Annotated in this window: 17 protein-coding genes; 10 read left to right on the forward strand and 7 right to left on the reverse strand. The window is 71.8% G+C overall.

What is annotated here, in order from left to right:
- Positions 1 to 281: 281 nt before the first annotated feature.
- A complete protein-coding gene (locus AQJ58_RS31275) occupies positions 282 to 3,341 on the reverse strand; it encodes a winged helix-turn-helix domain-containing protein (protein WP_079079344.1) in 3,060 nt (1,019 codons plus the stop codon).
- A gap of 225 nt (positions 3,342 to 3,566) precedes the next feature.
- Between AQJ58_RS31275 and AQJ58_RS31280 the strand changes: the two genes are divergently transcribed.
- Positions 3,567 to 4,379 (forward strand): PhzF family phenazine biosynthesis protein, encoded by an 813-nt coding sequence (locus AQJ58_RS31280; protein ID WP_067256220.1) that lies wholly within the window; start codon positions 3,567 to 3,569, stop codon positions 4,377 to 4,379.
- Positions 4,380 to 4,391: 12 nt separating this feature from the next.
- Here AQJ58_RS31280 and AQJ58_RS31285 read toward each other — a convergent pair whose 3' ends face one another.
- Together AQJ58_RS31285 and AQJ58_RS31290 are read right to left on the reverse strand one after the other, a co-directional pair.
- The gene (locus AQJ58_RS31285) at positions 4,392 to 5,177 is read right to left on the reverse strand and encodes a CPBP family intramembrane glutamic endopeptidase (RefSeq protein ID WP_067256221.1); all 786 of its coding nucleotides are present in this window, start codon (positions 5,175 to 5,177) and stop codon (positions 4,392 to 4,394) included.
- A 172-nt stretch (positions 5,178 to 5,349) separates the two neighbouring features.
- Positions 5,350 to 6,867 (reverse strand): glutamate-cysteine ligase family protein, encoded by a 1,518-nt coding sequence (locus tag AQJ58_RS31290; RefSeq protein WP_067256222.1) that lies wholly within the window; start codon positions 6,865 to 6,867, stop codon positions 5,350 to 5,352.
- A gap of 579 nt (positions 6,868 to 7,446) precedes the next feature.
- On the opposite strand from AQJ58_RS31290, the gene AQJ58_RS31295 reads away from it, so the two are divergent.
- From AQJ58_RS31295 to AQJ58_RS31305, 3 genes are all read left to right on the forward strand, one after another.
- Entirely contained in the window at positions 7,447 to 8,040 is a 594-nt protein-coding gene (locus AQJ58_RS31295) for a hypothetical protein (protein WP_067256224.1), read from the forward strand.
- A gap of 409 nt (positions 8,041 to 8,449) precedes the next feature.
- Positions 8,450 to 8,638: a DUF5999 family protein gene (locus AQJ58_RS31300; RefSeq protein WP_067256225.1), complete on the forward strand. Its 189-nt coding sequence runs from the start codon at positions 8,450 to 8,452 to the stop codon at positions 8,636 to 8,638.
- 200 nt (positions 8,639 to 8,838) lie between these two features.
- Complete coding sequence (locus AQJ58_RS31305) at positions 8,839 to 9,891, forward strand: LacI family DNA-binding transcriptional regulator (RefSeq protein ID WP_067256227.1); 1,053 nt, start codon at positions 8,839 to 8,841, stop codon at positions 9,889 to 9,891.
- Between the two features lie 19 nt (positions 9,892 to 9,910).
- On the opposite strand, the gene AQJ58_RS31310 is transcribed toward AQJ58_RS31305, so the two are convergent.
- The 4 genes from AQJ58_RS31310 to AQJ58_RS31325 are packed head-to-tail and all read right to left on the reverse strand — an operon-like array spanning position 9,911 to position 14,143.
- A complete protein-coding gene (locus AQJ58_RS31310) occupies positions 9,911 to 10,981 on the reverse strand; it encodes an endo-1,4-beta-xylanase (RefSeq protein ID WP_067256229.1) in 1,071 nt (356 codons plus the stop codon).
- A gap of 42 nt (positions 10,982 to 11,023) precedes the next feature.
- Positions 11,024 to 11,854, reverse strand: a complete 831-nt coding sequence (locus AQJ58_RS31315) for a carbohydrate ABC transporter permease (RefSeq protein WP_067256230.1) — start codon at positions 11,852 to 11,854, stop codon at positions 11,024 to 11,026.
- A complete protein-coding gene (locus tag AQJ58_RS31320) occupies positions 11,851 to 12,846 on the reverse strand; it encodes a carbohydrate ABC transporter permease (protein WP_067256232.1) in 996 nt (331 codons plus the stop codon). The genes AQJ58_RS31315 and AQJ58_RS31320 overlap by 4 nt, the downstream gene beginning before the upstream one ends.
- A gap of 4 nt (positions 12,847 to 12,850) precedes the next feature.
- Positions 12,851 to 14,143, reverse strand: coding sequence for an extracellular solute-binding protein (locus AQJ58_RS31325; protein ID WP_067256234.1), 1,293 nt, complete (start codon positions 14,141 to 14,143; stop codon positions 12,851 to 12,853).
- A 325-nt stretch (positions 14,144 to 14,468) separates the two neighbouring features.
- Between AQJ58_RS31325 and AQJ58_RS31330 the strand changes: the two genes are divergently transcribed.
- The 6 genes from AQJ58_RS31330 to AQJ58_RS31355 all read left to right on the forward strand — a co-directional run bounded on the left by AQJ58_RS31330 (position 14,469) and on the right by AQJ58_RS31355 (position 20,849).
- Complete coding sequence (locus tag AQJ58_RS31330; RefSeq protein WP_067256235.1) at positions 14,469 to 16,421, forward strand: APC family permease; 1,953 nt, start codon at positions 14,469 to 14,471, stop codon at positions 16,419 to 16,421.
- A 640-nt stretch (positions 16,422 to 17,061) separates the two neighbouring features.
- Positions 17,062 to 17,457 (forward strand): TOBE domain-containing protein, encoded by a 396-nt coding sequence (locus tag AQJ58_RS31335; RefSeq protein ID WP_067256237.1) that lies wholly within the window; start codon positions 17,062 to 17,064, stop codon positions 17,455 to 17,457.
- Positions 17,458 to 17,637: 180 nt separating this feature from the next.
- Positions 17,638 to 18,468 (forward strand): molybdate ABC transporter substrate-binding protein, encoded by an 831-nt coding sequence (gene modA, locus AQJ58_RS31340; RefSeq protein ID WP_067256238.1) that lies wholly within the window; start codon positions 17,638 to 17,640, stop codon positions 18,466 to 18,468.
- Positions 18,465 to 19,310, forward strand: a complete 846-nt coding sequence (locus tag AQJ58_RS31345) for an ABC transporter permease (protein ID WP_067256240.1) — start codon at positions 18,465 to 18,467, stop codon at positions 19,308 to 19,310. Before modA ends, AQJ58_RS31345 begins: the two co-directional genes overlap by 4 nt.
- Complete coding sequence (locus AQJ58_RS31350) at positions 19,307 to 20,392, forward strand: ABC transporter ATP-binding protein (RefSeq protein WP_067256242.1); 1,086 nt, start codon at positions 19,307 to 19,309, stop codon at positions 20,390 to 20,392. The genes AQJ58_RS31345 and AQJ58_RS31350 overlap by 4 nt, the downstream gene beginning before the upstream one ends.
- 28 nt (positions 20,393 to 20,420) lie before the next feature.
- On the forward strand, positions 20,421 to 20,849 hold the full coding sequence (locus AQJ58_RS31355; RefSeq protein ID WP_067256244.1) for a TOBE domain-containing protein: 429 nt from the start codon (positions 20,421 to 20,423) through the stop codon (positions 20,847 to 20,849).
- The last annotated feature ends 24 nt before the right edge of the window (positions 20,850 to 20,873 follow it).

Here is a 20,873-nt window from a genome sequence, read left to right on the forward strand (position 1 = left end):
CTCCCCATTCCCCTTGAGACTGCTCGAAGCAATGAAAAAATCGCACGCGAATAAGCGAATGGAAGCGACGATCAGAAAGAGGTTCCCCTGCCCCCGTACCCCTCCCCCGAGAGATTTTGGGCCGACGCATATCGACCGACTCCATAAGAGCATGCACACAGCGTCAGGGTCAACCACTCATGGTAATTCCCATGATTAACCAAGGTCATTTACGCGACTACCTGACAAGCCGACTTTTAATCGATGGCGATCTTTCCCGGGATGCGCGGCGCGGCGAACCGTCACAGCAGTCCGAGTTCGCGGGCCCGGCGTACCGCGTCATGGCGGCGGTTCACCCCGAGTTTGCGGTAGGCGCTCTTGAGGTGGGTCTTCACCGTGTTCACCGACACGTACAGATCGGCCCCGATCTCCTCGGTGGACATCATCATCGCCAGCCGTCGCAGCACATCGCGCTCGCGTCCGCTCAGCTCCTCCACGACCACCGCGGGCGCCTCCTCGGCGGGCGGCGGGGGCGCGCCGGGGGTGAGCCACCCGCCGGCCAGCTCCCGGAGGGGGCCGGTTCTCAGGAGGGGCCGCAGCCACGGGCCGGTCTCCAGGAACGGCCGGCGCAGCCGGTCGCGCCGCGCCTCGCGCAGGGCCCGGGCGAGCAGACGGCGCGCGGCGGCGGGATCCCCGGTCCGCTCGGCGGCGCGGGCCCGCACCAGCGTGGCCCGGACGGTCACCGCGGGACCGCAGTGCTCCTCGGGGCGCGTCCGGTCGAGCAGCTCGACCGCCTCGCCGGGCTCCCCCGCGGCCAGCCGGGCCCGTGCCTCCTCCACCGCGCAGGCCACCTGGTCCCGCGGCACCGCGCGCAGCACGCGTACGGCGGCCTCGGGCCGTCCCTCCGCGAGATGCGCGGCGGAGGCGACCAGCGCCGACTGCCCCGCCGCCCAGGGCGAGACGACCTCGGCGGTGACAGCCGGCTCCACCGCGTCGAGCGCGCCCCGGGTGTCGCCGCGGGCCAGCTGCAGCCGGGCGGTGGCGAGGGCGCGGCCGGCCTCCCGCACCGGGTCCCGCAGCGCGGGGTGCGACTCGGCCGCCGCGTCGAGCAGGGCCTGTGCCTCGCCCAGTTCGTTGCGGTCGACGGCCACCGCGGCCAGGACGAGCAGCCCGATGCCGGAGCCGGCGGACCGGGGCAGTCCGAACCGTTCGGTCTCGGCCATCGCCGCGCGGGCCTGGCGCTCGGCGCGGTCGGCCCAGCCGTCCAGGCAGTCGATGAGGGCCAGCCGGCCGAGGGCGTCCTCGCGCAGCAGTGCCGTCGAGGCGCCGCCGGGGCAGTCGGCGGCCGGGGTGAGGGCGGCCCTCGCCTCCTCGAACCGTCCGGCCCACAGCCGGGTCGAGCCCAGGTGGGTCAGCAGCAGCGCGGTGAGTTCGGGGTGCTTGTCCAGCAGGTGGGCGGGCACCTGGGCGCGGACCTTCTCGGCCTCCGCCGCGGCCGCCTCCGCGCGCGCGGGCGAGCCGGTCAGCCGGGCGGCGGAGGCCTCCAGCAGGGCGCAGCTGAGCCGGGCGGCGGCCTCGTCGGGGGCGCCGGCTGCGCCCGGCGCGCCGCCCGCCTCCGCAGCGTCGGCGTCCGTGGCCGTACGCGCGGCATCCGCCCCCGAGGCGTCCGCCGCCTCCTTCTCCGCCAACCCCCTCCGGGCCGCGCGGAGATGAGCCAGCCCGTGTTCCAGGTCGCAGCGCGACAGGTCCCGGGCCGCCCGGACTAGTTCGGTGGCGGGGCTGCCCGCCTCGGGGCCCATGCGGGAGAACAGTTCGACGAAGTCGTCGGAGCGCAGGCCGGTGAAGAGCTGGCCGATCGCGAGGTCGTCGACGAGGGCGCTCGCGGTGAACTCCCAGTCGCCCGCGGCCGCCCCGTGCCCGAGGGTCTCGGTGAGCAGTCCGGACCGCCCGAACCAGTGGGCGGCCCGCAGGTGGAGCTCCGGTTCCAGGCCGGGCGCGCGCACCCGCAGATGGGCCCGCAGGATCTCCCCGAACAGGGGGTGAAGGCGGTACCAGGCGTGTCCGAGGTCCTCGACGAAGGCGTTCTCCCGGTGCAGCTCGGCCAGGATCGGCTCGGAGTCGGCCCGCTCGGTCAGGGCGTTGGCGAGCTCGGGACAGAGCCGTTCGAGGACGCTGACCCGCAGCAGCAGGTCCTGGACCTCCGGGCTCTGCTGTTTGAGCACCTCCGCGAGCAGGAAGTCGGCGACGGTGCTGCGGTCGGCCTCGAACTCCTTGAGATACGTCTGCGCGTCCGGGGTCTCCTGGGCGGCGAGGGCGCACAGGCGCAGGCCGGCGGCCCAGCCCCGGGTCCGTTCCACGAGGGCGCCCGCCGCGGGCAGGGGCAGGCTCAGCCCGTGCAGCGCGAGGAGTTCGGCCGTCTCCTCGGGGGTGAAGGCCAGCTCGGCGCCGCGGATCTCGGTGAGCTGTCCGGCGGCGCGGTAGCGGTGCAGCGGCAGGAGGGGTTCCGTGCGGGTGACGAGGATCAGGCGCAGTCCGCCGCCCGCGTGGTGCAGGACGAACTCCAGCTGCTGTGCGATGTCGGGGTCGCGTACCTGGTCGTACTCGTCGAGGACCAGGGTGACGGGCCGCTCGCGGGCGCTGAGGTCGGCGGCGAGCCGGGCCAGCAGGGTGTGGGTGACCCGGCTGGCGTCCGCCGGACTGCCGACCCCGGAGGGCGGCGGCACCCCGGCGGCCCGCAGCGCCTGGAGCAGGTACGCCCAGAACATGCCGGGTCCCTGGTCGGCGGCCTCGGTGGTGAACCAGGCGACGGACGGCTCCCGCTCGGCGGCCCAGTCGGCGACGAGCAGGGTCTTCCCCGCGCCGGCGGAGCCGTTCACCATGGTGAGCGGGGTGGTCAGGGCCTGGTCGAGATGGACGAGCAGCCGGTCGCGGCGCAGGAACGTCGCCGGCCGCGCGGGGATCGCGAACCGTGTCCGCAGATAGGGATCACCCTGCGGATCGGCCGCCGGAGCCGTCCCGCCCGAAGGATCGTCGGCGGGCACGGCCCCCTCCGCCGCCTCCGCGAGACCGGCTCCCGGCACGACCCCCTCCGCCGCCTCCTCAAGACCGGCCCCCGGCACGACCCCCTCCGCCGCCTCCTCAAGACCGGCTCCCGGCACGACCCCCTCCGCCACCTCCGCAAGACCGGCTCCCGGCACGACCCCCTCCGCCGCCTCCTCAAGACCGGCTCCCGGCACGGCCGGGTCCGCGAACCCGGCCCCCGGCACCGGCTCGTGCAGCGGGTCGGTTCCCGGGGCCGCCTCGCCGCGGGAACCGGCCCCCTGGGCCTTCGGCTCCTCGCCGTCTTCCTCGAACCCTGTCATGCGCTCACCGCCCGGTGTCGATCGTGGGTAGCGCTCGCCTCCTCCAGCATCGCAGGGACCGCGCTCCCCCGCAGCGGGAGGAAAGCGCAGGTCAGCTGCGCGCCGTCGGGCGTGCGGCAGCACCGGGCCCGACGACCGTGGCTGCGGGCGAGCCCGGGGGAACCGGTCCAGGCGTCATGGATTGGCCTTGGTCGGCGGGCCGGCCGAGCCCCTACCGTCACGGCCATGCGGATTCGAATCGTCGACGCCTTCACCGACCGTCCCTTCGCCGGGAACCCGGCCGGGGTCCTGCTCCTCGACGCCTTCCCGGGCGACGACCGGCTCCAGAACGTGGCCCTGGAGGTCAACCACGCCGAGACGGCCTTCGCGCACCCCCTCCCGCCGGGCGGCGAGGCGGACTGGGCGCTGCGCTGGTTCACCCCCGCCGTCGAGGTCGACCAGTGCGGCCACGCCACCCTGGCCACCGCCCACGTCCTGTTCGGTACGGGCGCCCACACCGGACCCGTGCGGTTCGCCACCCGTAGCGGCGTCCTCGTCGCGACCCCGGCCGAGGACGGATCGGTGACCCTGGACTTCCCCACGGCTCCGCTCACCGAGGTCGCCCTGCCGGACGGGGTCGCCGAGGCCCTCGGGGCCGAACCGCTCACCGCCCTCGACACCGGCCCCCACCTGGGCGACCTGCTGGTCGAGCTGGCCGACGAGAGGAGCGTGCACGCCCTGCGGCCGGACCACAGGGCGCTCGGCGCCCACTCCCGGCGCGGCATCATCGCCACGGCCCGGGCCGAGAACCCCGCCCTCGGCTACGACTTCGTCTCCCGCTGCTTCTTCCCGAACGTCGGCATCGACGAGGACCCGGTCACCGGCAGCGCCCACACGGCGCTGGCCCCGTACTGGAGCGAGCGGCTCGGCCGCACCGCGCTCACCGGTCTCCAGGCCTCCCCGCGCTCCGGCCGGGTGCGCACCGATCTGCGGGGCGGGCGGACGCTGCTGAGCGGCCGCGCGGTGACGGTCATCGAGGGCGAGCTGCTGGCCTGGTGAGCGGCCGGCGGATCAGGCCGTGGGCAGCCAGGACACCTTCCCGGCCAACAGCGCGTACCCCACGAAAGCGCCGATGTCGAGCAGCGCATGGGCCGCCACCAGCGGCCCGACCCGACCCCAGCGCCGGTACAGCAGGACGAACACCACGCCCATCACCATGTTGCCGATGAACCCGCCGACGCCCTGGTAGAGGTGGTACGACCCGCGCAGTACGGCGCTGGCCACCAGCGCCGTGCCGGGCGTCCAGCCGAGCTGTCCGAGGCGGCGCAGCAGATAGCCGACCACGATGACCTCTTCGAGGATGGCGTTCTGGAGCGCCGACATGATCAGCACGGGGAACTTCCACCACACGTCCGGCAGGGCCTCGGGGACGACGGTGAGGTTGAAGCCGAGCCCGCGGGCCAGCAGGTAGAAGGCGATACCGGTGCTGCCGATGACGGCCGCGACGCCGGCTCCGCGCCCGAGGTCCCACCAGGGCCGGCTGCGGTCGAAGCCGAGCGTCCGCAGCCCGCTTTGGCCCTCGCGCACCAGCAGGTGAGCGACGAGCGCCACCGGGACCAGCGCCGAGGCGATCCCGAAGAGCTGCCAGGCGAGGTCCAGCCAGGGCCGGCCCGGCGCGGCCGAGGCGTTGAGCGTCGCCGCCTGGTCCTTCAGGCCGCCCGGCTTGGTGACCGATCCGAGGAAACTGATCAGCGCGGACACACCGCTGGCGCCGAGTGACAGCCCCAGCACGAGCAGTGTCTCGTCCCGGAAGATCCGCCGAGACGGCCGCTCGTCGTACACCTCACCCACCCGCACACCCGCTTCCGTTCAAGGGACACCACAGCTTGCCCGATGACACGAAAGCGACGGCGACCGCCCCTCCCCTGACGGCCGAGGAGGCGCATGCCGACCTGAAGGGGCGTGGGGCACCACGCGACCGGTCCCCACCACCCCGGACCCGGGAGCGCCCCCCTCGCGCCCCTGAACCTCACCGTGCTCCGACCACCTCCGGCAATCCCACGGGCCACGTGTGCACCGGTTCCCCCAGATGCATCAACTCGGCGTAGCGCCGCGTCATCGCCGCCAGCGCCGCGTCCCGCGAAAGCCCCGCGTCCACGGCCCGCCGGAACGTCGCCACCTGCCAGGTGGCCCCGTTCGCCCGCCGCCGGCACCGTTCCTCGATGACCCCGAGGTAGTGGTCCCGGTCGGCCGGCTCCACCCCCCAGGCGTCGAGCCCGGCCTCCGCGAGCGGCAGCAGCTCCTCCCGTACGAGACTGACCGCGTCGACCTCGCCCACGCCGCCGAGCCGCCCGCGCCGCGGCCACTGCAAGCGGGCGTCGATGCCGTACCGGCAGGCCGCGTCGAAGTTCGCCTCGGCCGCCTCGAACGGCAGCCGGGACCACACCGGCCGCGTGTCCTCGGCGAGGGCGCGGACGAGGCCGTAGTAGAAGGCCGCGTTGGCGATCACGTCGGTCACGGTGGGTCCGGCGGGCAGCACCCGGTTCTCCACCCTGAGGTGCGGGACGCCGTCGGCGATGCCGTACACGGGCCGGTTCCAGCGGTAGACGGTCCCGTTGTGCAGGACCAGTTCGGCCAGCGAGGGGATCCCGCCGGCCTCCAGCACCTCCAGCGGGTCCTCGTCGTCGCACAGGGGCAGCAGGGCGGGGAAGTAGCGCAGGTTCTCCTCGAACAGTTCGTAGGCCGAACTGATCCACCGCTCCCCGAACCAGGTGCGCGGCCGTACGCCCTGTGCCTGGAGCTCGGGCGGCCGGGTGTCGGTGGCCTGGGTGAACAGCGGGGGCCGGGACTCGCGCCACAGCTCGCGGCCGAACAGGAAGGGCGCGTTGGCGCCCACGGCGATCTGCGCGGCGGTGACGGCCTGCGCCGCGTTCCACACGTCGGCGAAGCGGGCCGGGGTGACCTGGAGGTGCAGTTGCACCGAGGTGCAGGCGGCCTCGGGGACGATCGACTTGGAGGTGCACGACAGGTGCTCCACGCCGTCGATGTCGAGGGCGAAGTCCTCGCCCCGGGCGGCCACGATCTGGTCGTTGAGCAGGGTGTAGCGGTCGACGTCGGAAAGATTGGTGGACACCAGGTCGTCACGGTCGAGAGTCGGGAGAATACCGATCATCACGATTCCGGCGTCGACCTCGCCCGCCTTTCGATGGGCATATGCCAGTGACGTACGGAGTTCCTCGGCGAGCCGGTCGAATACCCGCCCGCCCAATCGGTGTGGGGCTATGTTGACTTCCAGGTTGAACATGGCGAGTTCTGTTTGGAAGTCTCGGCTCGCTATCCGTTCGAGTACTTCACCATTCAGCATTTTCGGCAGGCCGTCGGCGCCCGCGAGATTCAGCTCGATCTCGAGCCCCATGAGGTTCTTCGGCCGGTCGAAGCGCTTCTGGGCCAGAAGCCGCTCCAGCCCCGTCAGGCACCTTCGGAGCTTGGCGCGGTACTGCTGCCGGTCGGACAGATCGAACGCGCCCGCCGCGACCTTCTCCCCCATCGAAGCGTCCCTCCTCCCATGGGCGGGCCGGTGGTCCGGCCGCCGGTCTCCCGGGTCAGGTGTGATGATGCCCAGCCGGACCGATCGATAACGTCCCCGCCGGTTCCCGGCACCCGCTACGCTGACCGGAAGCACCGGACTGACCGGAGGCACATTCACGGGGCAAGCGGCAGACCACTCTTTCACTATCTCGCGGAACTCGAACTCGGGAACTCGTGAAAAAGTCCGACGAGAATGGGCCGACCACTGCGTGCGCATAACCCGAGGTCATCGCGGCGCCCACCGCTCTGAATCGGGATAATTCACACGTATCGCCGACCGAATGGACACTTGCCGGGTGTCCCGGAAGCGGCTAGACGAAACACAGTCTGAACACGTTTCGTATAAACTCCTCGCACAAGGCGGAGAAGGTGGCCCCGCGGTCGGAGGAGCCTGTCGTCCAGGTGACGGCGGGCCGCTCGCGCACCCCGGCTGTCCGAAGACCCCGGCCCCTGCCTCTCCGACCTTCACGAGAGCTAGCTGACAGCGCCGTCCGCCCCCGCCCTCGCGCCACCGCCTGTGAATGAGAGGCGACCCATCATGCCGCTGCACGTCCCTCCGGCTCCCGCGCCCGCCCTCCGCTCCGTCCTCACGGCCCTCGGTTCCCCCACCGCGGTCCGTGAAGCCCGAACTCCGTCCCTGCGCTCCGCCCAGGACGAGGCCACCCCCGAACTCCCGCTGCCCCTGCACGTCCTGGACCGGATCACCCCCGAGGGCGTGTCCGCGACGCGACTGGCCGGCTGGCGCTTCCTGATCCGTTGCGGCGACCGGGCCGTGGCAGCGGCCGAGACCCGGCTCACCCCGGACGGCTGGGCGTTCTCCCATTTCTTCGAGGGCCCCTACATCGCCTCCACCGAACGCGCCCTGCGGCAGGCCGAGTCGGCGACCCAGCCGTACCAGGCGCGGCTGCTGTCGGTGCCCGGGCTCTACATGCTCACCCTCTGGCTGCACGGCGACACCGACTCCGACGGGACCACCGGTCATCCCGCGGCGACCGATCTGCTGGTGCCGCTGGCGCCGGCACCGCCCGGCATCGCGGCCCATCGCGCCCACCGCGTCGCCGAGTTGCTCCCGGTGCTGACCCTCCGGGTGCCCCCGACGGCCCCGCCGCCCCTGCTGGGCTCGCCCGCCTGACGCGGTACCGCTCCCGCGGACCGCAGTCACCCCTACGCCGTACTCCGGCACCGCCCCAACGCCGTACCCCGGCGCCGTACCCCGGCGCCGTACCCCGGCGCCGGGGTACGGCGCCGTCCGCGGTGTTCGTCCGCGCGTCCCCGTCCGGACTAGCCCTATCCGGCCACTGGAAACCACCCGAAGTGACAGTGCGGTTGAGATGAACCGCCCGCGCGGGTGATGCGTCATGAACCTGTGAGAGGCGGTGCCGCGAAATCCCTGCGGAACGACGTCCGTGGGGCAACACTGGGTTCCGACCGACTTATCACAACGGGGGGCGGCCATGAACGACGTACACGACGCTTCACGCCGCGGGACAGACTCGACCACACTCACCACACACATCACGCCAGAGCGGAAGAACCCATCCATGTGCCAGCACCAGCCGCCGTGCCCGCCAGCAACCTCCGCCGACCGGGAGTCCGCCCGGCTCGTGGCGCACCACCCGGAACAGGGCTGGAGCCTGCTGTGCAACGGCGTCCTCCTCTTCGAGGACACCGGTGAGCTGCTGCCGGACGGCCGGGTCATCGCCCCGCACCGGGTCATGACCGCAGCCTGAGCAGCAACGGACGGCGCGGGAGGGCCGTCCGGGGACTTCGAGGGGCCGGACCGCAGCGGGCCGTTGCGAACCGGCCCCGACGCGTGTCCGGCGCGCTCACTCCGCGTAGTCCCTGCCTTCCCTTTCGTACGCGCAGGTTTTCCGGAAGACTCCTGGAAGTTTCGGCACCGCGCCCGGAACGAGGCGACGGAGGTGGGGGAATGACGGCGGACGGCACATCATCCGCGGGCCGCGGCAAGGTCACGATCACGGAGATCGCCCGCCGGGCCGGCGTCTCGGTGCCGACCGTCTCCCGGGTGGTCAACGGCCGCTCCGACGTCTCCCCCGGCACCCGTGCGCGCGTCGAGGAACTGCTGCGCGAGCACGGCTACCGCAAACGTCCCGCCGCTCCCTCCGCGTCCCGAGCGGCCCTGCTCGACCTGGTCTTCAACGACCTCGACAGCCCGTGGGCGGTGGAGATCATCCGGGGGGTCGAGGAGGTCGCCCACGCGGCCGGGGTGGGCACCGTCGTCTCGGCGATCCACGGCCGCTCCGGGGACGCCCGCGAGTGGATGCGCAATCTGCGCGCGCGTGCCTCCGACGGCGTCATCATGGTCACCTCGGCCCTGGAACCCACGCTGCACGAGCAGTTGCGCATCCTGAGCGTCCCGCTGGTGATCGTCGACCCGATGGGCTCCCCCGCCCTCGACACCCCGACGATCGGCGCCGCCAACTGGTCCGGCGGCCTCGCCGCCACCCAGCATCTGCTGGCCCTGGGCCACCGCCGCATCGGCCTGATCGCGGGGCCGCCCCGGCTGCTGTGCTCCCGCGCCCGCCACGACGGCTACCGGGCCGCCCTGGAGGGCGCCGGCGTCACCGTCGACGAAAGCCTCGTCGTCCCCGGCGACTTCCACCCCGAGTCGGGCTTCACCGGCTGCACGGCCCTGCTCGACCTCCCCGAACCGCCGACCGCGCTCTTCGCGGCGAGCGACCAGATGGCCCTGGGGGCGATCGAGGCGCTGCGCCGGCGCGGACTGCGCGTCCCGGAGGACATGAGCGTGGTCGGTTTCGACGATCTTCCCGAGGTCCGCTGGTCGGCCCCTCCGCTGACCACCGTCCGCCAACCCCTCGCCGACATGGGCAAGCTGGCCGCCCGCACGGTCCTGCGCCTGGCCCGCGGCGAGCACCCCGACTCACCGCGGGTGGAACTGGGCACGGAGCTGGTGATCCGCTCCAGCACGGCACCGCCGAAGAACTCCGACCGGCCCTGGTAGGGCTTGGTCGGATTCGGATTCAGTTGTTCGCCCCCTGGCGGAGCGCCTGCCGGATCGCGGTGTACGCCGGTTTCGGCGCGAGTTGCTCGTCCCAGGGCAGGGCGGCTCCCTCGCCGGGGAAGAAGGCCGGGATCCAGGAGTACTTGTCGGTGTAGTCCCAGATCGTGATGCCGACGCACCGGCGCACCGCGAGGCAGGCCTCGGTCATGTCGCGGTACCACTCGGCCTGCTGGGCGAGCTTCTCCTCGGTCGCGGGCAGCAGCATGCGCACGTCGACCTCGGTGAGCGCGGTGTCGAGGCGGAGGCGGGCGAAGCGGCGGAGGTTGTCCTCCAGGGTGGTCGGATAGCCGTACTGGAGCGCGAGATGGGCCTGCAGGCCGATGCCGTGCAGCGGGACGCCCTGGGCCTTCAGCTCCTTGGCCAGCCGGTAGTAGGCGTCGCTCTTCGGGCCGACGGCCTCGATGTTGTAGTCGTTCAGGTACAGCTTGGCCCTGGGGTCGGCCTGGTGGGCCCAGCGCAGGGCGTCGGCGATGTAGCCGGGGCCGAGGGTCTTGTAGAAGACGGTCTCGCGGTAGGTGCCGTCCTCGTTGAACGCCTCGTTGACGACGTCCCAGGCGTAGACCTTGCCCCGGTAGTGGCGCACCTCGGTCTGGATGTGGTTCTTCAGTACGGCGCGCAGCTCGTCGGCCGTCCACTGCCGGCTGGTGAGCCAGTCGGGCAGCTGGCTGTGCCAGACGAGGGTGTGGGCGCGCACCTTCTGGTGGTGCGCCCGGGCGAGGTTCACGATCTCGTCGCCCGCGGTCCAGTCGAAGACGCCCTGCTGAGGCTCGGTGGCGTACCACTTCATACCGTTGCCGGGGGTGATCATGTCGAACTCGCTGCCGAGGATCCGGGTGTAGGCGGTGTCGGTGAGTTCGGGGTTGTCGGTGGCGCTGCCGAAGTAGCGGCCGTGGCGCTCGGCCAGGTCCGCGAGGGTGGGCCGGGGTTTGTCCTGGGCCTGGGCGGCGGGCCCGCCGGCGATCCCGGCGGCCACCAGGACGGCGGCGAGCGCTCCGGCGAGTCTCAGCCGGGTGCGGACGGTGCTGGACATGGTGCGACTCCTCACGGTCGGTGGGGCGTGGGCAGGCGCGGCTCATCCCTTCGTGGCGCCGGCGGTGAGACCGCCGACGAGCTGGCGCTCGGCGGCGGAGTAGAAGGCCAGGGCGGGAACCATGGCGAGGACGAGATAGGCGAAGATCCGGGCGTACTCGGAGGAGTACTGGCCCTGGAACTGCTGCACACCGACCGGGAGCGTCCACCACGACGGCTCGTTGAAGACCAGCAGGGGCAGCAGGAAGTTGTTCCAGCTGGCGACGACGGCGAGTACGGAGACCGTGCCGAGCGCGGGCCGGGCCATCGGCAGCAGGATCCGCCAGAAGAAGGCGAGCGGTCCGCAGCCGTCGAGGGTCGCCGCCTCCTCCAGCTCGGCCGGTATCTCGCGGAAGAAGCCGCGCAGGATGACGATCGTCATCGGCACGCCGTAGGCGGCCTGCGGCAGGATCACCCCGAGCGGGTTGTCCAGCAGGTCCATCGAGCGCAGCAGCAGGAACAGCGGCAGGACCGCCACCGCGAACGGGAACATCAGCCCCATCGTGAACAGCGTGAACAGCAGCTCGCGGCCGCGGAAGGCGAACCGCGCGAAGGAGAACGCGGCGAGCGCGGACACCGCGACCACCACCACCGTCGTCCCGGCCGCGATCACCGTGCTGGAGCCGAGCAACTGCCAGAAGGAGCCCGAGGCGAGGATGTCGGTGTAGTTGGAGGTGACCCACGGGTCGGGCAGCCCGAAGGGGTTGCGGGAGAGCTGGTCGGTCGACTTGAAGCCGGACAGCACGGCGTACAGCAGCGGTACGGCCATCACGGCGCCGACGACCACCAGCGCGGCGTGCAGGGGAAGGGTGCGGCCCCTTCTGCGGACGCTCATGCGCCGCCTCCTCGCATGGTCGTGGTGGCGCCCTCCAGATCGCGGCGGAGTACGAACCGCTGGTAGGCGAGGGCGAAGACGAGGCTGATGCCGAAGATGACCACGCTGATGGCGCTGGCGTAGCCGACCTGGTAGCGCTTGAAGCCGTACTGGAACATGGTCACGGCCATCGTCTCGGAGTGGTGGTCGGGGCCGCCGGCCGTGACGATCCACACGAGGTCGAAGAGCTGGATGGCGCCGATCACCGACAGGAACACGCTGATGCGGAGCGTGGGCGCGAGCAGCGGCAGGGTGACGCTGCGGAACCGCTGCCAGGGCCCGGCCCCGTCGATCAGCGCGGCCTCCGTCAACTCGGCCGGGATGGACTGGAGTCCGGCCAGGTAGAGCATCATGTGGAAGCCGAAGTACTTCCAGGTCATGACCAGGAACAGGGTGGCCATCACGGTGGAGGGGTCGGCGAACCACTGCCCGCCGAGCCCGTCCAGGCCGACCGCGCCCAGCAGATGGTCGGCCAGTCCGTCGCCGGGGGCGAAGATCATGCTGAACAGCACGCCGGTGATCGCCTCGGAGAGGATGTACGGGGCGAAGAACAGCATGCGGTAGACGGCCCGCCCGCGGATCTTCTGGTTGAGGGCGACGGCGAGGGCGAGCGCGAACGGCAGCTGGAGCAGCAGCGAGAGCCCGACCAGGACGAGGCAGCGCCACAGGTCGCCGATGAACACCGGGTCCTGGAAGAGGCGGGTGAAGTTGTCGCCGCCGATGAAGTCGTCCGGCATGCCGAAGCCGCCCCACCGGAAGAACGCGGCGTACAGGGCGAACAGCATCGGCAGCAGCACCAGCGTGCCGAACAGCACCAGGGCGGGCACCTGGAAGCCGACGGCGGTGAGCCAGTGCAGCACCCGGCGCCGGGTCCGGCCGGCTGCTACGGGCGGGGGCGGCGGCCGGCCGGTGTCCGGGGTGCTGCGCTTGTCCGGGAGGTAGGTCGAGGCCATCCGGCTACTGCTCTTCCTTGGCGACCTTGGTGATCGACTCGGTGACCTGCTGGGCGGACTTGGATCCGGCGATGAGCGCGGCGACGCTGTCGTTCACCTCCTGGCCGACGGCGGGCGCGTACGCCTGGTCGAGATAGAGCTGGAAGCCGGTGGCGGCCTTCAACTGGGCTTGTACGGCGGACAGGTTGGGGTCGGTGAGGGCGCTCTCGGCGGCCGGTACGACGGGCAGCACTCCGGTCTTCTTGACCAGCTCGGTGTCGGTGGTGGCCGAGGCGAAGAACTTCAGGAAGTCGACGGCCGCCTGCGGGGCCCCCTTGCGCAGGGCGTGTCCGCCGCCGCCGCCGAAGACCTCGGTGATGGCGCCCTGGCCGCCGTCGACGGCGGGGAACGGGAAGAAGCCGAGGTCGGCGCCGATCCCCTTGCCCGAGTCGGCCTCGACCACCGGCGCCCACTGGCCCATCAGCTCCATGGCCGCCTTGCCGTTGCCCATGGTGGCGGCCTGGCCGGTGGGGGTGCTGTAGGCGGCGCCGAGGAAGCCCTTCTGGAACGGCTGGAGGTCGACGAGCTCCTGGAGGTGCTGCCCCGCCTGGACGAACCCGTCGCCGGTGAAGTCCTTGGCGTCGTTCGCCTTGCGCAGGGCGTCGATACCGGCGGTGCGCATGGCGAGGTAGGCCCAGTAGTACATGCCCGGCCACTTCTCCTTGCCGGCCAGCGCGAGCGGGGTGATCCCCGCGGCCTTCAGCTTCTTCACGGCGTCGAGGAAGGCGCTCCAGGTGGTGGGGGGAGCGGCGACGCCGGCCTTCTTGAAGAGCGCCTTGTTGTACCAGAAGCCGATCATGCCGATGTCGAACGGGATGCCGTACACCTTGTCGTCGAAGAGGTACGGCTGGCGGGCGACGTTGAGCAGCCCGTCGCCCCAGCCCTTGCTCCGGTCGGTCAGGTCCTCGACGAGCCCGGCGTCGATCTGCTGCCGGAGGACACCGCCGCCCCAGGTGTGGAAGATGTCGGGAAGCTTCCCGGACGCGGTCAGCGCGGTCATCTTCGACTTGTAGGGGTCGTTCTCCATCTGGACGATCTTGACCTTCACCTTGGGGTTCTGGGCCTCGAACCGCTTGGCGAGCGCGGCCCAGACGTCCTTGGTGGGCTGGGTGGTGGAGATGTTCCACCATTCGATCGTGGTCGTCCCCGACGACCCTCCGTCCGAGTCGCCGCCGCAGCCGCTCAGTGCCGTCATGCTCACACCGGCTGCGGCGGAGGCCGCCAGGAAGCCGCGGCGGGACAGTGCCGGGTCGCCCATCATGCGCTCCTTGGTAGATCGAAAGTTTCGAACCAGATCCAGAAAGCTTCGCTGCTGCCGCACCCTAGAGACACCCTCCGACAGGTGGCAACCCCTTGAACACAGGGAATCCTGGCATCTATGCACTTGCTGATGACCGTCGGCGACCGGAAGGGCTCCGAAACATTCGCTCCAGGAACCGATCCTTAAGAAGAGGTCTTAACGGAAGTTTGACGCCGTCCGGCCTCTCATCCGCGGGCCTGCGCGTCACTCTCCGCTTACGCTGAACCCGCCGTCCGCGTGATGGCCGAAACCCCACGCCGGACCCGCACCCAGGAGCACGCGTATGGCCACCACCGAGCACCCTCCCCCCGGTCGCCTGCGCGCCTGGATGCTGGAGGGCCTCTCCGACATGGGCAAGGGCCATGCGCAGCAGGGTCAGCAGGCCGAGACCGAGCAGCAGCACAAGGGCCAGCCCTGGTACCGGGTGATGTGCCTGACGGGCGTCGACTACTTCTCGACCCTGGGTTACCAGCCCGGCATCGCGGCGCTCGCGGCCGGCCTGCTGTCACCCATCGCGACCATCGTGCTGGTGATCGTCACCCTCGCCGGCGCACTGCCGGTCTACCGGCGCGTGGCCGACGAGAGCCCCCACGGCGAGGGCTCGATCGCGATGCTGGAGCGGCTGCTGTCCTTCTGGCAGGGCAAGCTTTTCGTGCTGACCCTGCTGGGCTTCGCCGCCACCGACTTCCTGATCACCATCACCCTGTCGGCCGCCGACGCCTCCACCCACCTGGTGGAGAACCCCCATCTGAACAGCGCCCTGCACGACAAGCAGATGATCATCACCCTGGCGCTGGTCGCCCTGCTCGGCGCGGTGTTCCTCAAGGGCTTCCTGGAGGCCATCGGGGTCGCCGTGGCCCTGGTCGGCGTCTACCTCGCGCTGAACGTCGTGGTCGTGATCGTCGGCTTCTGGCACGTGGCCACCGCGGGCCATGTCGTCACCGACTGGGCGGACGCCCTGACGGCCGAGCACGGCAACGTCCTCGCGATGGTCGGCGTGGCCCTGATCGTCTTCCCCAAGCTCGCGCTCGGCCTGTCCGGCTTCGAGACCGGTGTCGCCGTCATGCCGCACGTCAAGGGCGACGCGGGCGACACGGAGGAGACCCCCACCGGCCGGATCCGGGACACCAAGAAGCTGCTCACCACCGCCGCCCTCATCATGAGCGTCTTCCTGATCGCGACCAGCTTCATCACCACCCTGCTGATCCCGGAGAAGGAGTTCGAGCCCGGCGGCCAGGCCAACGGCCGCGCCCTCGCCTTCCTGGCCCACGAGTACCTGGGCAACGCCTTCGGCACGGTCTACGACATCTCGACCATCGCGATCCTCTGGTTCGCCGGCGCCTCCGCGATGGCCGGGCTGCTCAACCTGATGCCCCGCTACCTGCCGCGCTACGGCATGGCCCCGCACTGGGCGCGCGCGGTCCGCCCGATGGTCATCGTCTTCACCCTGGTCGCCTTCCTGGTCACCTGGATCTTCGACGCCAACGTCGACGCCCAGGGCGGCGCCTACGCCACCGGTGTCCTGGTGCTGATCAGCTCCGCCGCGATCGCCGTCACCATCGCCGCCCACAAGGCCGCACAGCGCGGATGGGCCGTCGGCTTCGCGGTCATCTCCGCGGTGTTCCTCTACACCACGGTCGTCAACGTGATCGAGCGCCCGGACGGTGTGAAGATCGGTGCCTGCTTCATCGCCGGCATCATCCTCGTCTCCCTCCTCTCCCGGCTGGCCCGCGCCTTCGAGCTACGGGTGACGAGCGTGACGCTGGACCCGATGGCGGAACGTTTCATCCGGGACATGGCCAGCCGGAAGCTGCGGTTCATCGCCAACGAGCCCGACCAGCGCGACAAGGCCGAGTACCGCGACAAGATCGAGCAGATCCGCGAGGACAACGACCTCCCCGGCGAGGACTTCGTCTTCGTCGAGGTGACCGTCCTCGACCCCTCCGAGTTCGAGGCGGGCCTGACGGTCCGCGGCGAGGTGCTGCACAACCGCTACCGGGTGCTGACCCTGGAGTCCTCCTCCATCCCGAACGCCCTGGCCGCCCTGCTGCTGCACACCCGCGACAGCACCGGCTGCATCCCGCACATCTACTTCGAGTGGACCGAGGGCAACCCCTTCGCCAACTTCCTGCGCTTCTTCCTGTTCGGCCAGGGCGAGGTCGCCCCGGTCACCCGCGAGGTCCTGCGCGAGGCCGAACCAAACCGCTCACGCCGCCCCCGGGTCCACACCGGCTGATCTTTCGTCTCTGTCGGCTGATCTCCGGTCCTACCGGCTGATCTTCCGGTCTCTGCCGGCTCATCTTCCGGTCCTTGCCGACCGATCTTCCGGACCCACCGGCTGATCTTCCGGTCCCCGCAGGCCGCCCTCCGGGACCCACCGGCTCATCTTCCGGTCCCTACAGGCCGGCCTCCCGGACCCCACCGGCCCATCTTCCGGTCCCCACAGGCCGCCCTCCCGGACCCCACCGGCTCACCTTCCGGGCCCCACAGGCCGCCCTCCCAGACCCCACCGGCTCACCTTCCGGTCCCACAGGCCGCCCTCCCAGACCCCACCGGCTCACCTTCCGGCCGCTGCTGACTGGCCTCCCGGTCCCTTTCGGCCGATATCTCCCGCTCCACAGCAGCTGCTCTTCCGGTCCCCACCCGCCGATCTTCCGGACCTCACCGACCCACCCCCGGACCCTCCCGGCCGACCTCCCGGACCACAGCGACCCACATCCCGGACCCTCCCGGCCCACATCCCGGATCCCACCAGCCCAACTCCGGACCCTCCGGGCCGACCTCCCGGACCCACCCGGCCCACCTCCCGACCCCACCGGGCTGACGTACGCCCCCTCCGCCCCCTCTGCGAGCACCGCGGCCCTATCGTGACCCGCATGCAGAGCTACACAATCGGACAGGCGGCACGGCTGCTCGGCGTGAGCCCCGACACCGCGCGCCGCTGGGCGGACGCCGGCCGGGTGGCGACCCACCGGGACGAGGGCGGACGGCGCCTCATCGACGGCAAGGACCTGGCCGCCTTCTCGGTCTCCCTCGCCCGCACGGACAACACCGACGAGGACGCCCCGTACACCTCGGTGCGCAACGCCTTCCCCGGCATCGTCACCGCGATCAAGCTCGGCGACGTGGCCGCCCAGGTGGAGATCCAGGCCGGCCCGCACCGGCTGGTCTCGCTGCTGACCCGGGAGGCCGTCGAGGAGCTGGGCCTGGAGGTCGGCATGGAGGCCACCGCCCGCGTGAAGTCCACGAACGTGCACATCGACCGCGTCTGAACCCCGCCGGAAGCGAGCCCGCCGCGGCGGGCCGACACCTCCGTACGAACGCACCTGCGGACCCGCCACCCCGATCACCCCGGATTATGCGAACCCCAAGAGGACACCTGCCTGGCATATGCGGCATCATCATGATGTTGGGCCGTTCGAGGGACCGCCGAGACCGAGGAGTACACCGTGATGACCCGTACCGAGCGCCGTACCCGCCGCGCCGCGCAGGTGACCGGCGTGGGGGTCGCCGCGCTGCTGGCCCTGAGCGCGTGTTCCTCCGGCGACTCCGGCGACACGTCGGCCAAGTCGGACGCCTCGCCCTCCGCCTCCGGCTCCGCCAAGCTCTCCGGCACGGTCACGGTCTTCGCGGCCGCCTCACTGAAGGAGAGCTTCACCGCGCTCGGCCAGGAGTTCGAGGAGGCGCACCCGGGCACGAAGGTCACCTTCAACTTCGGCGGCAGCGACACCCTGGCCGCGAGCATCACGGGCGGCGCCCCGGCCGATGTGTTCGCCTCCGCCAGCCCCAAGACCATGGCGATCGTGACCGACGCCAAGGACAACGCCACCGCGCCGGTCACCTTCGTACGCAACCAGCTGGAGATCGCCACCCTGCCGGGCAACCCCGACAAGGTCTCCTCCCTCAAGGACCTCACCAAGTCCGGGCTGAAGGTCGTGCTGTGCGCCAAGGAGGTGCCCTGCGGCGCCGCCGCCCAGAAGGCACTGGCGGCCGGCAGCCTCGAGCTCACCCCCGTCTCCTACGAGCAGGACGTCAAGGCCGCCCTGACGAAGGTCGAACTGAAGGAGGCGGACGCGGCCGTCGTCTACAAGACCGATGTGCACGCCGCGGGTGACAAGGTGGAGGGTGTGGAGTTCCCCGAGTCCGCCGACGCTGTCAACGACTACCCGATCACCCTGCTGAAGGACGCCCCCAACGCCGAGGCCGCCAAGGCCTTCATCGCGCTGGTCCGCTCCGCCGACGGGCAGAAGGTCCTCACCGAGGCCGGGTTCCTGCAGCCGTGACCCCACCCGCGAAGCAGGCCGCAGCGGACGCCCCGGAGGGCGGCCCGCGGCCCGCCCGCGTCCGCACGGGTGTCCCGCTCGCCCTGCTCGTCCCCGCCCTGCTCGGCCTGGCCTTCCTGCTCCTGCCGCTGGTCGCGCTCCTCGTCCGGGCGCCCTGGCACACCCTGCCCAAGCAGCTCACCAGCCCCGAGGTCTGGCAGGCCCTGCGGCTGTCCCTGGTCTGCGCCACGGCGGCGACCGCGGTGAGCCTGGTGACCGGGGTGCCCCTCGCCTGGCTGCTGGCCCGCACCGACTTCCCCGGCCGGGGCCTGGTCCGCGCCCTGGTGACCCTGCCGCTGGTCCTGCCCCCGGTGGTGGGCGGTGTGGCGCTGCTGCTGGCCCTCGGCCGCAACGGCGTGATCGGTCAGTGGCTGGACTCCTGGTTCGGCATCACCCTGCCCTTCACCACGGCCGGCGTGGTCGTCGCCGAGACGTTCGTGGCGCTGCCGTTCCTCGTCATCAGCGTCGAGGGCACGCTCCGGGCGGCCGACCCGCGCTACGAGGAGGCCGCCACCACCCTCGGCGCCTCCCGCTTCACCGCCTTCCGCCGGGTCACGCTCCCCCTGATCGCGCCGGGCATCGCGGCCGGCGCCGTGCTCGCCTGGGCCCGCGCCCTCGGCGAGTTCGGGGCGACCATCACCTTCGCGGGCAACTTCCCGGGGCGCACCCAGACCATGCCGCTCGCCGTCTACCTCGCCCTGCAGAGCGACCCGGAGGCGGCCGTCGCCCTGAGTCTGGTACTCCTCGCCGTGTCGATCGCCGTCCTCGCCGGGCTGCGCGACCGCTGGATGACCGCGTCATGACCACACTCGGCAAGGACACCGCCGGCCCCGCGCTCCGGCCCGGCGAGGGCCTCGACGCCCGACTCGTCGTCGACCGCGGCTCCTTCCGTCTCGACGTCGCCCTGACCGCCGCCCCCGGCGACGTCGTGGCGCTGCTCGGCCCCAACGGCGCGGGCAAGACCACCGCCCTGCGCGCCCTCGCCGGTCTCGTCCCGCTCACCGGCGGGCACCTCCGCCTGGACGGCGCGGCTCTGGAGCGCACCCCGCCCGAGGCCCGCCCGGTCGGCGTGGTCTTCCAGGACTATCTGCTGTTCCCGCACCTCAGCGCCCTGGACAATGTCGCGTTCGGCCCGCGCTGCCACGGCGCGGGCAGAGCCGAGGCCCGGGCCGTGGCCGCCGCGTGGCTGGACCGCATGGGGCTGGCCGCGCACGCCGGCACCAAACCCCGCCGGCTCTCCGGCGGCCAGGCCCAGCGCGTCGCCCTGGCCCGCGCCCTCGCCGTCCGCCCCCGCCTGCTGCTCCTGGACGAGCCCCTCGCCGCCCTCGACGCCCGTACCCGGCTGGAGGTGCGGGCCCAGCTCCGCCGTCATCTGGCCGAGTTCGCGGCGGTCGCCGTGCTCGTCACGCACGACCCGCTGGACGCCATGGTCCTCGCCGACCGCCTGGTCGTCGTCGAGGACGGCCGCGTCGTCCAGGAGGGCGGCCCCGCCGACATCGCCCGCCGTCCGCGCACCGACTACATCGCGCAGCTGGTCGGCCTGAACCTCTACCGGGGCCGGGCCGACGGCCACACGGTGCGCCTGGACACCGGTCCGGCCGTCACCACCACGGAGACCCTCTCCGGGCCGGTGTTCGTCGCGTTCCCGCCGAGCGCGGTCACCCTCCACCGCGACCGGCCCACCGGCTCCAGCGCCCGCAACCTCTGGCGGTGCGAAGTCGCGGGTCTGGAGACCCACGGCGACCAGATCCGGGCCGCCCTGACGGGCGAACTCCCGCTCGCCGCCGACCTGACGACCGTCGCCGCCGCGGAGCTGGACCTGCACCCGGGCACAGCGGTCTGGGCGACAGTCAAAGCGGCACAGACCCACGCATACCCGGCATGAACGGCTCGGGGCCCTACCGTGGGTGCCCATGACCCTGAGCATCCGCAACCAGCTCCCCGGCACCGTCACCGCCGTCCACCCCGGCGAGGTCATGGCCGCCGTCCAGGTCCGTCTGGACGGCGGACAGGTCCTCACGGCGGCCATCACCCTGGACGCCGTGCAGGACCTCGGCCTCACCCCCGGCACCGCCGTCCACGCGCTGGTGAAGTCGACGGAGGTCTCCCTGGCCACCCACCGAGTCGAGGGCCTCTCCATCCGCAACCAGTTCCCCGGCGCCATCACCGGGCTGACGACCGGCACCGTCATGGCCGTCGTGAAGGTCTCCGTGGCCGGCGGGGAGCTCACCGCGGCGATCACCAAGGAAGCGGCCGTCGACCTCGGGCTCTTTGTCGGCTCCGACGTCATCGCCCTGATCAAGGCGACCGAGGTGTCCCTGGCGACGGTGGCGACGGCCTGAGAACGGGCGAGGGCCCGTCCGGCA

The sequence above is a fragment of the Streptomyces sp. DSM 15324 genome, assembly GCF_001514285.1.
Taxonomy (GTDB): Bacteria; Actinomycetota; Actinomycetes; order Streptomycetales; family Streptomycetaceae; genus Streptomyces.

What these genes read in the sequence shown, in the direction of transcription:
- AQJ58_RS31275 (WP_079079344.1), bottom strand. Translation starts at nt 3,341, where the DNA reads ATGACAGGGTTCGAGGAAGACGGCGAGGAGCCGAAGGCCCAGGGGGCC.
- AQJ58_RS31280 (WP_067256220.1), top strand. Translation starts at nt 3,567, where the DNA reads ATGCGGATTCGAATCGTCGACGCCTTCACCGACCGTCCCTTCGCCGGG.
- AQJ58_RS31290 (WP_067256222.1), bottom strand. Translation starts at nt 6,867, where the DNA reads ATGGGGGAGAAGGTCGCGGCGGGCGCGTTCGATCTGTCCGACCGGCAG.
- AQJ58_RS31295 (WP_067256224.1), top strand. Translation starts at nt 7,447, where the DNA reads ATGCCGCTGCACGTCCCTCCGGCTCCCGCGCCCGCCCTCCGCTCCGTC.
- AQJ58_RS31300 (WP_067256225.1), top strand. Translation starts at nt 8,450, where the DNA reads ATGTGCCAGCACCAGCCGCCGTGCCCGCCAGCAACCTCCGCCGACCGG.
- AQJ58_RS31305 (WP_067256227.1), top strand. Translation starts at nt 8,839, where the DNA reads ATGACGGCGGACGGCACATCATCCGCGGGCCGCGGCAAGGTCACGATC.
- AQJ58_RS31310 (WP_067256229.1), bottom strand. Translation starts at nt 10,981, where the DNA reads ATGTCCAGCACCGTCCGCACCCGGCTGAGACTCGCCGGAGCGCTCGCC.
- AQJ58_RS31315 (WP_067256230.1), bottom strand. Translation starts at nt 11,854, where the DNA reads ATGAGCGTCCGCAGAAGGGGCCGCACCCTTCCCCTGCACGCCGCGCTG.
- AQJ58_RS31320 (WP_067256232.1), bottom strand. Translation starts at nt 12,846, where the DNA reads ATGGCCTCGACCTACCTCCCGGACAAGCGCAGCACCCCGGACACCGGC.
- AQJ58_RS31325 (WP_067256234.1), bottom strand. Translation starts at nt 14,143, where the DNA reads ATGGGCGACCCGGCACTGTCCCGCCGCGGCTTCCTGGCGGCCTCCGCC.
- AQJ58_RS31330 (WP_067256235.1), top strand. Translation starts at nt 14,469, where the DNA reads ATGGCCACCACCGAGCACCCTCCCCCCGGTCGCCTGCGCGCCTGGATG.
- AQJ58_RS31335 (WP_067256237.1), top strand. Translation starts at nt 17,062, where the DNA reads ATGCAGAGCTACACAATCGGACAGGCGGCACGGCTGCTCGGCGTGAGC.
- modA (WP_067256238.1), top strand. Translation starts at nt 17,638, where the DNA reads ATGACCCGTACCGAGCGCCGTACCCGCCGCGCCGCGCAGGTGACCGGC.
- AQJ58_RS31350 (WP_067256242.1), top strand. Translation starts at nt 19,307, where the DNA reads ATGACCACACTCGGCAAGGACACCGCCGGCCCCGCGCTCCGGCCCGGC.
- AQJ58_RS31355 (WP_067256244.1), top strand. Translation starts at nt 20,421, where the DNA reads ATGACCCTGAGCATCCGCAACCAGCTCCCCGGCACCGTCACCGCCGTC.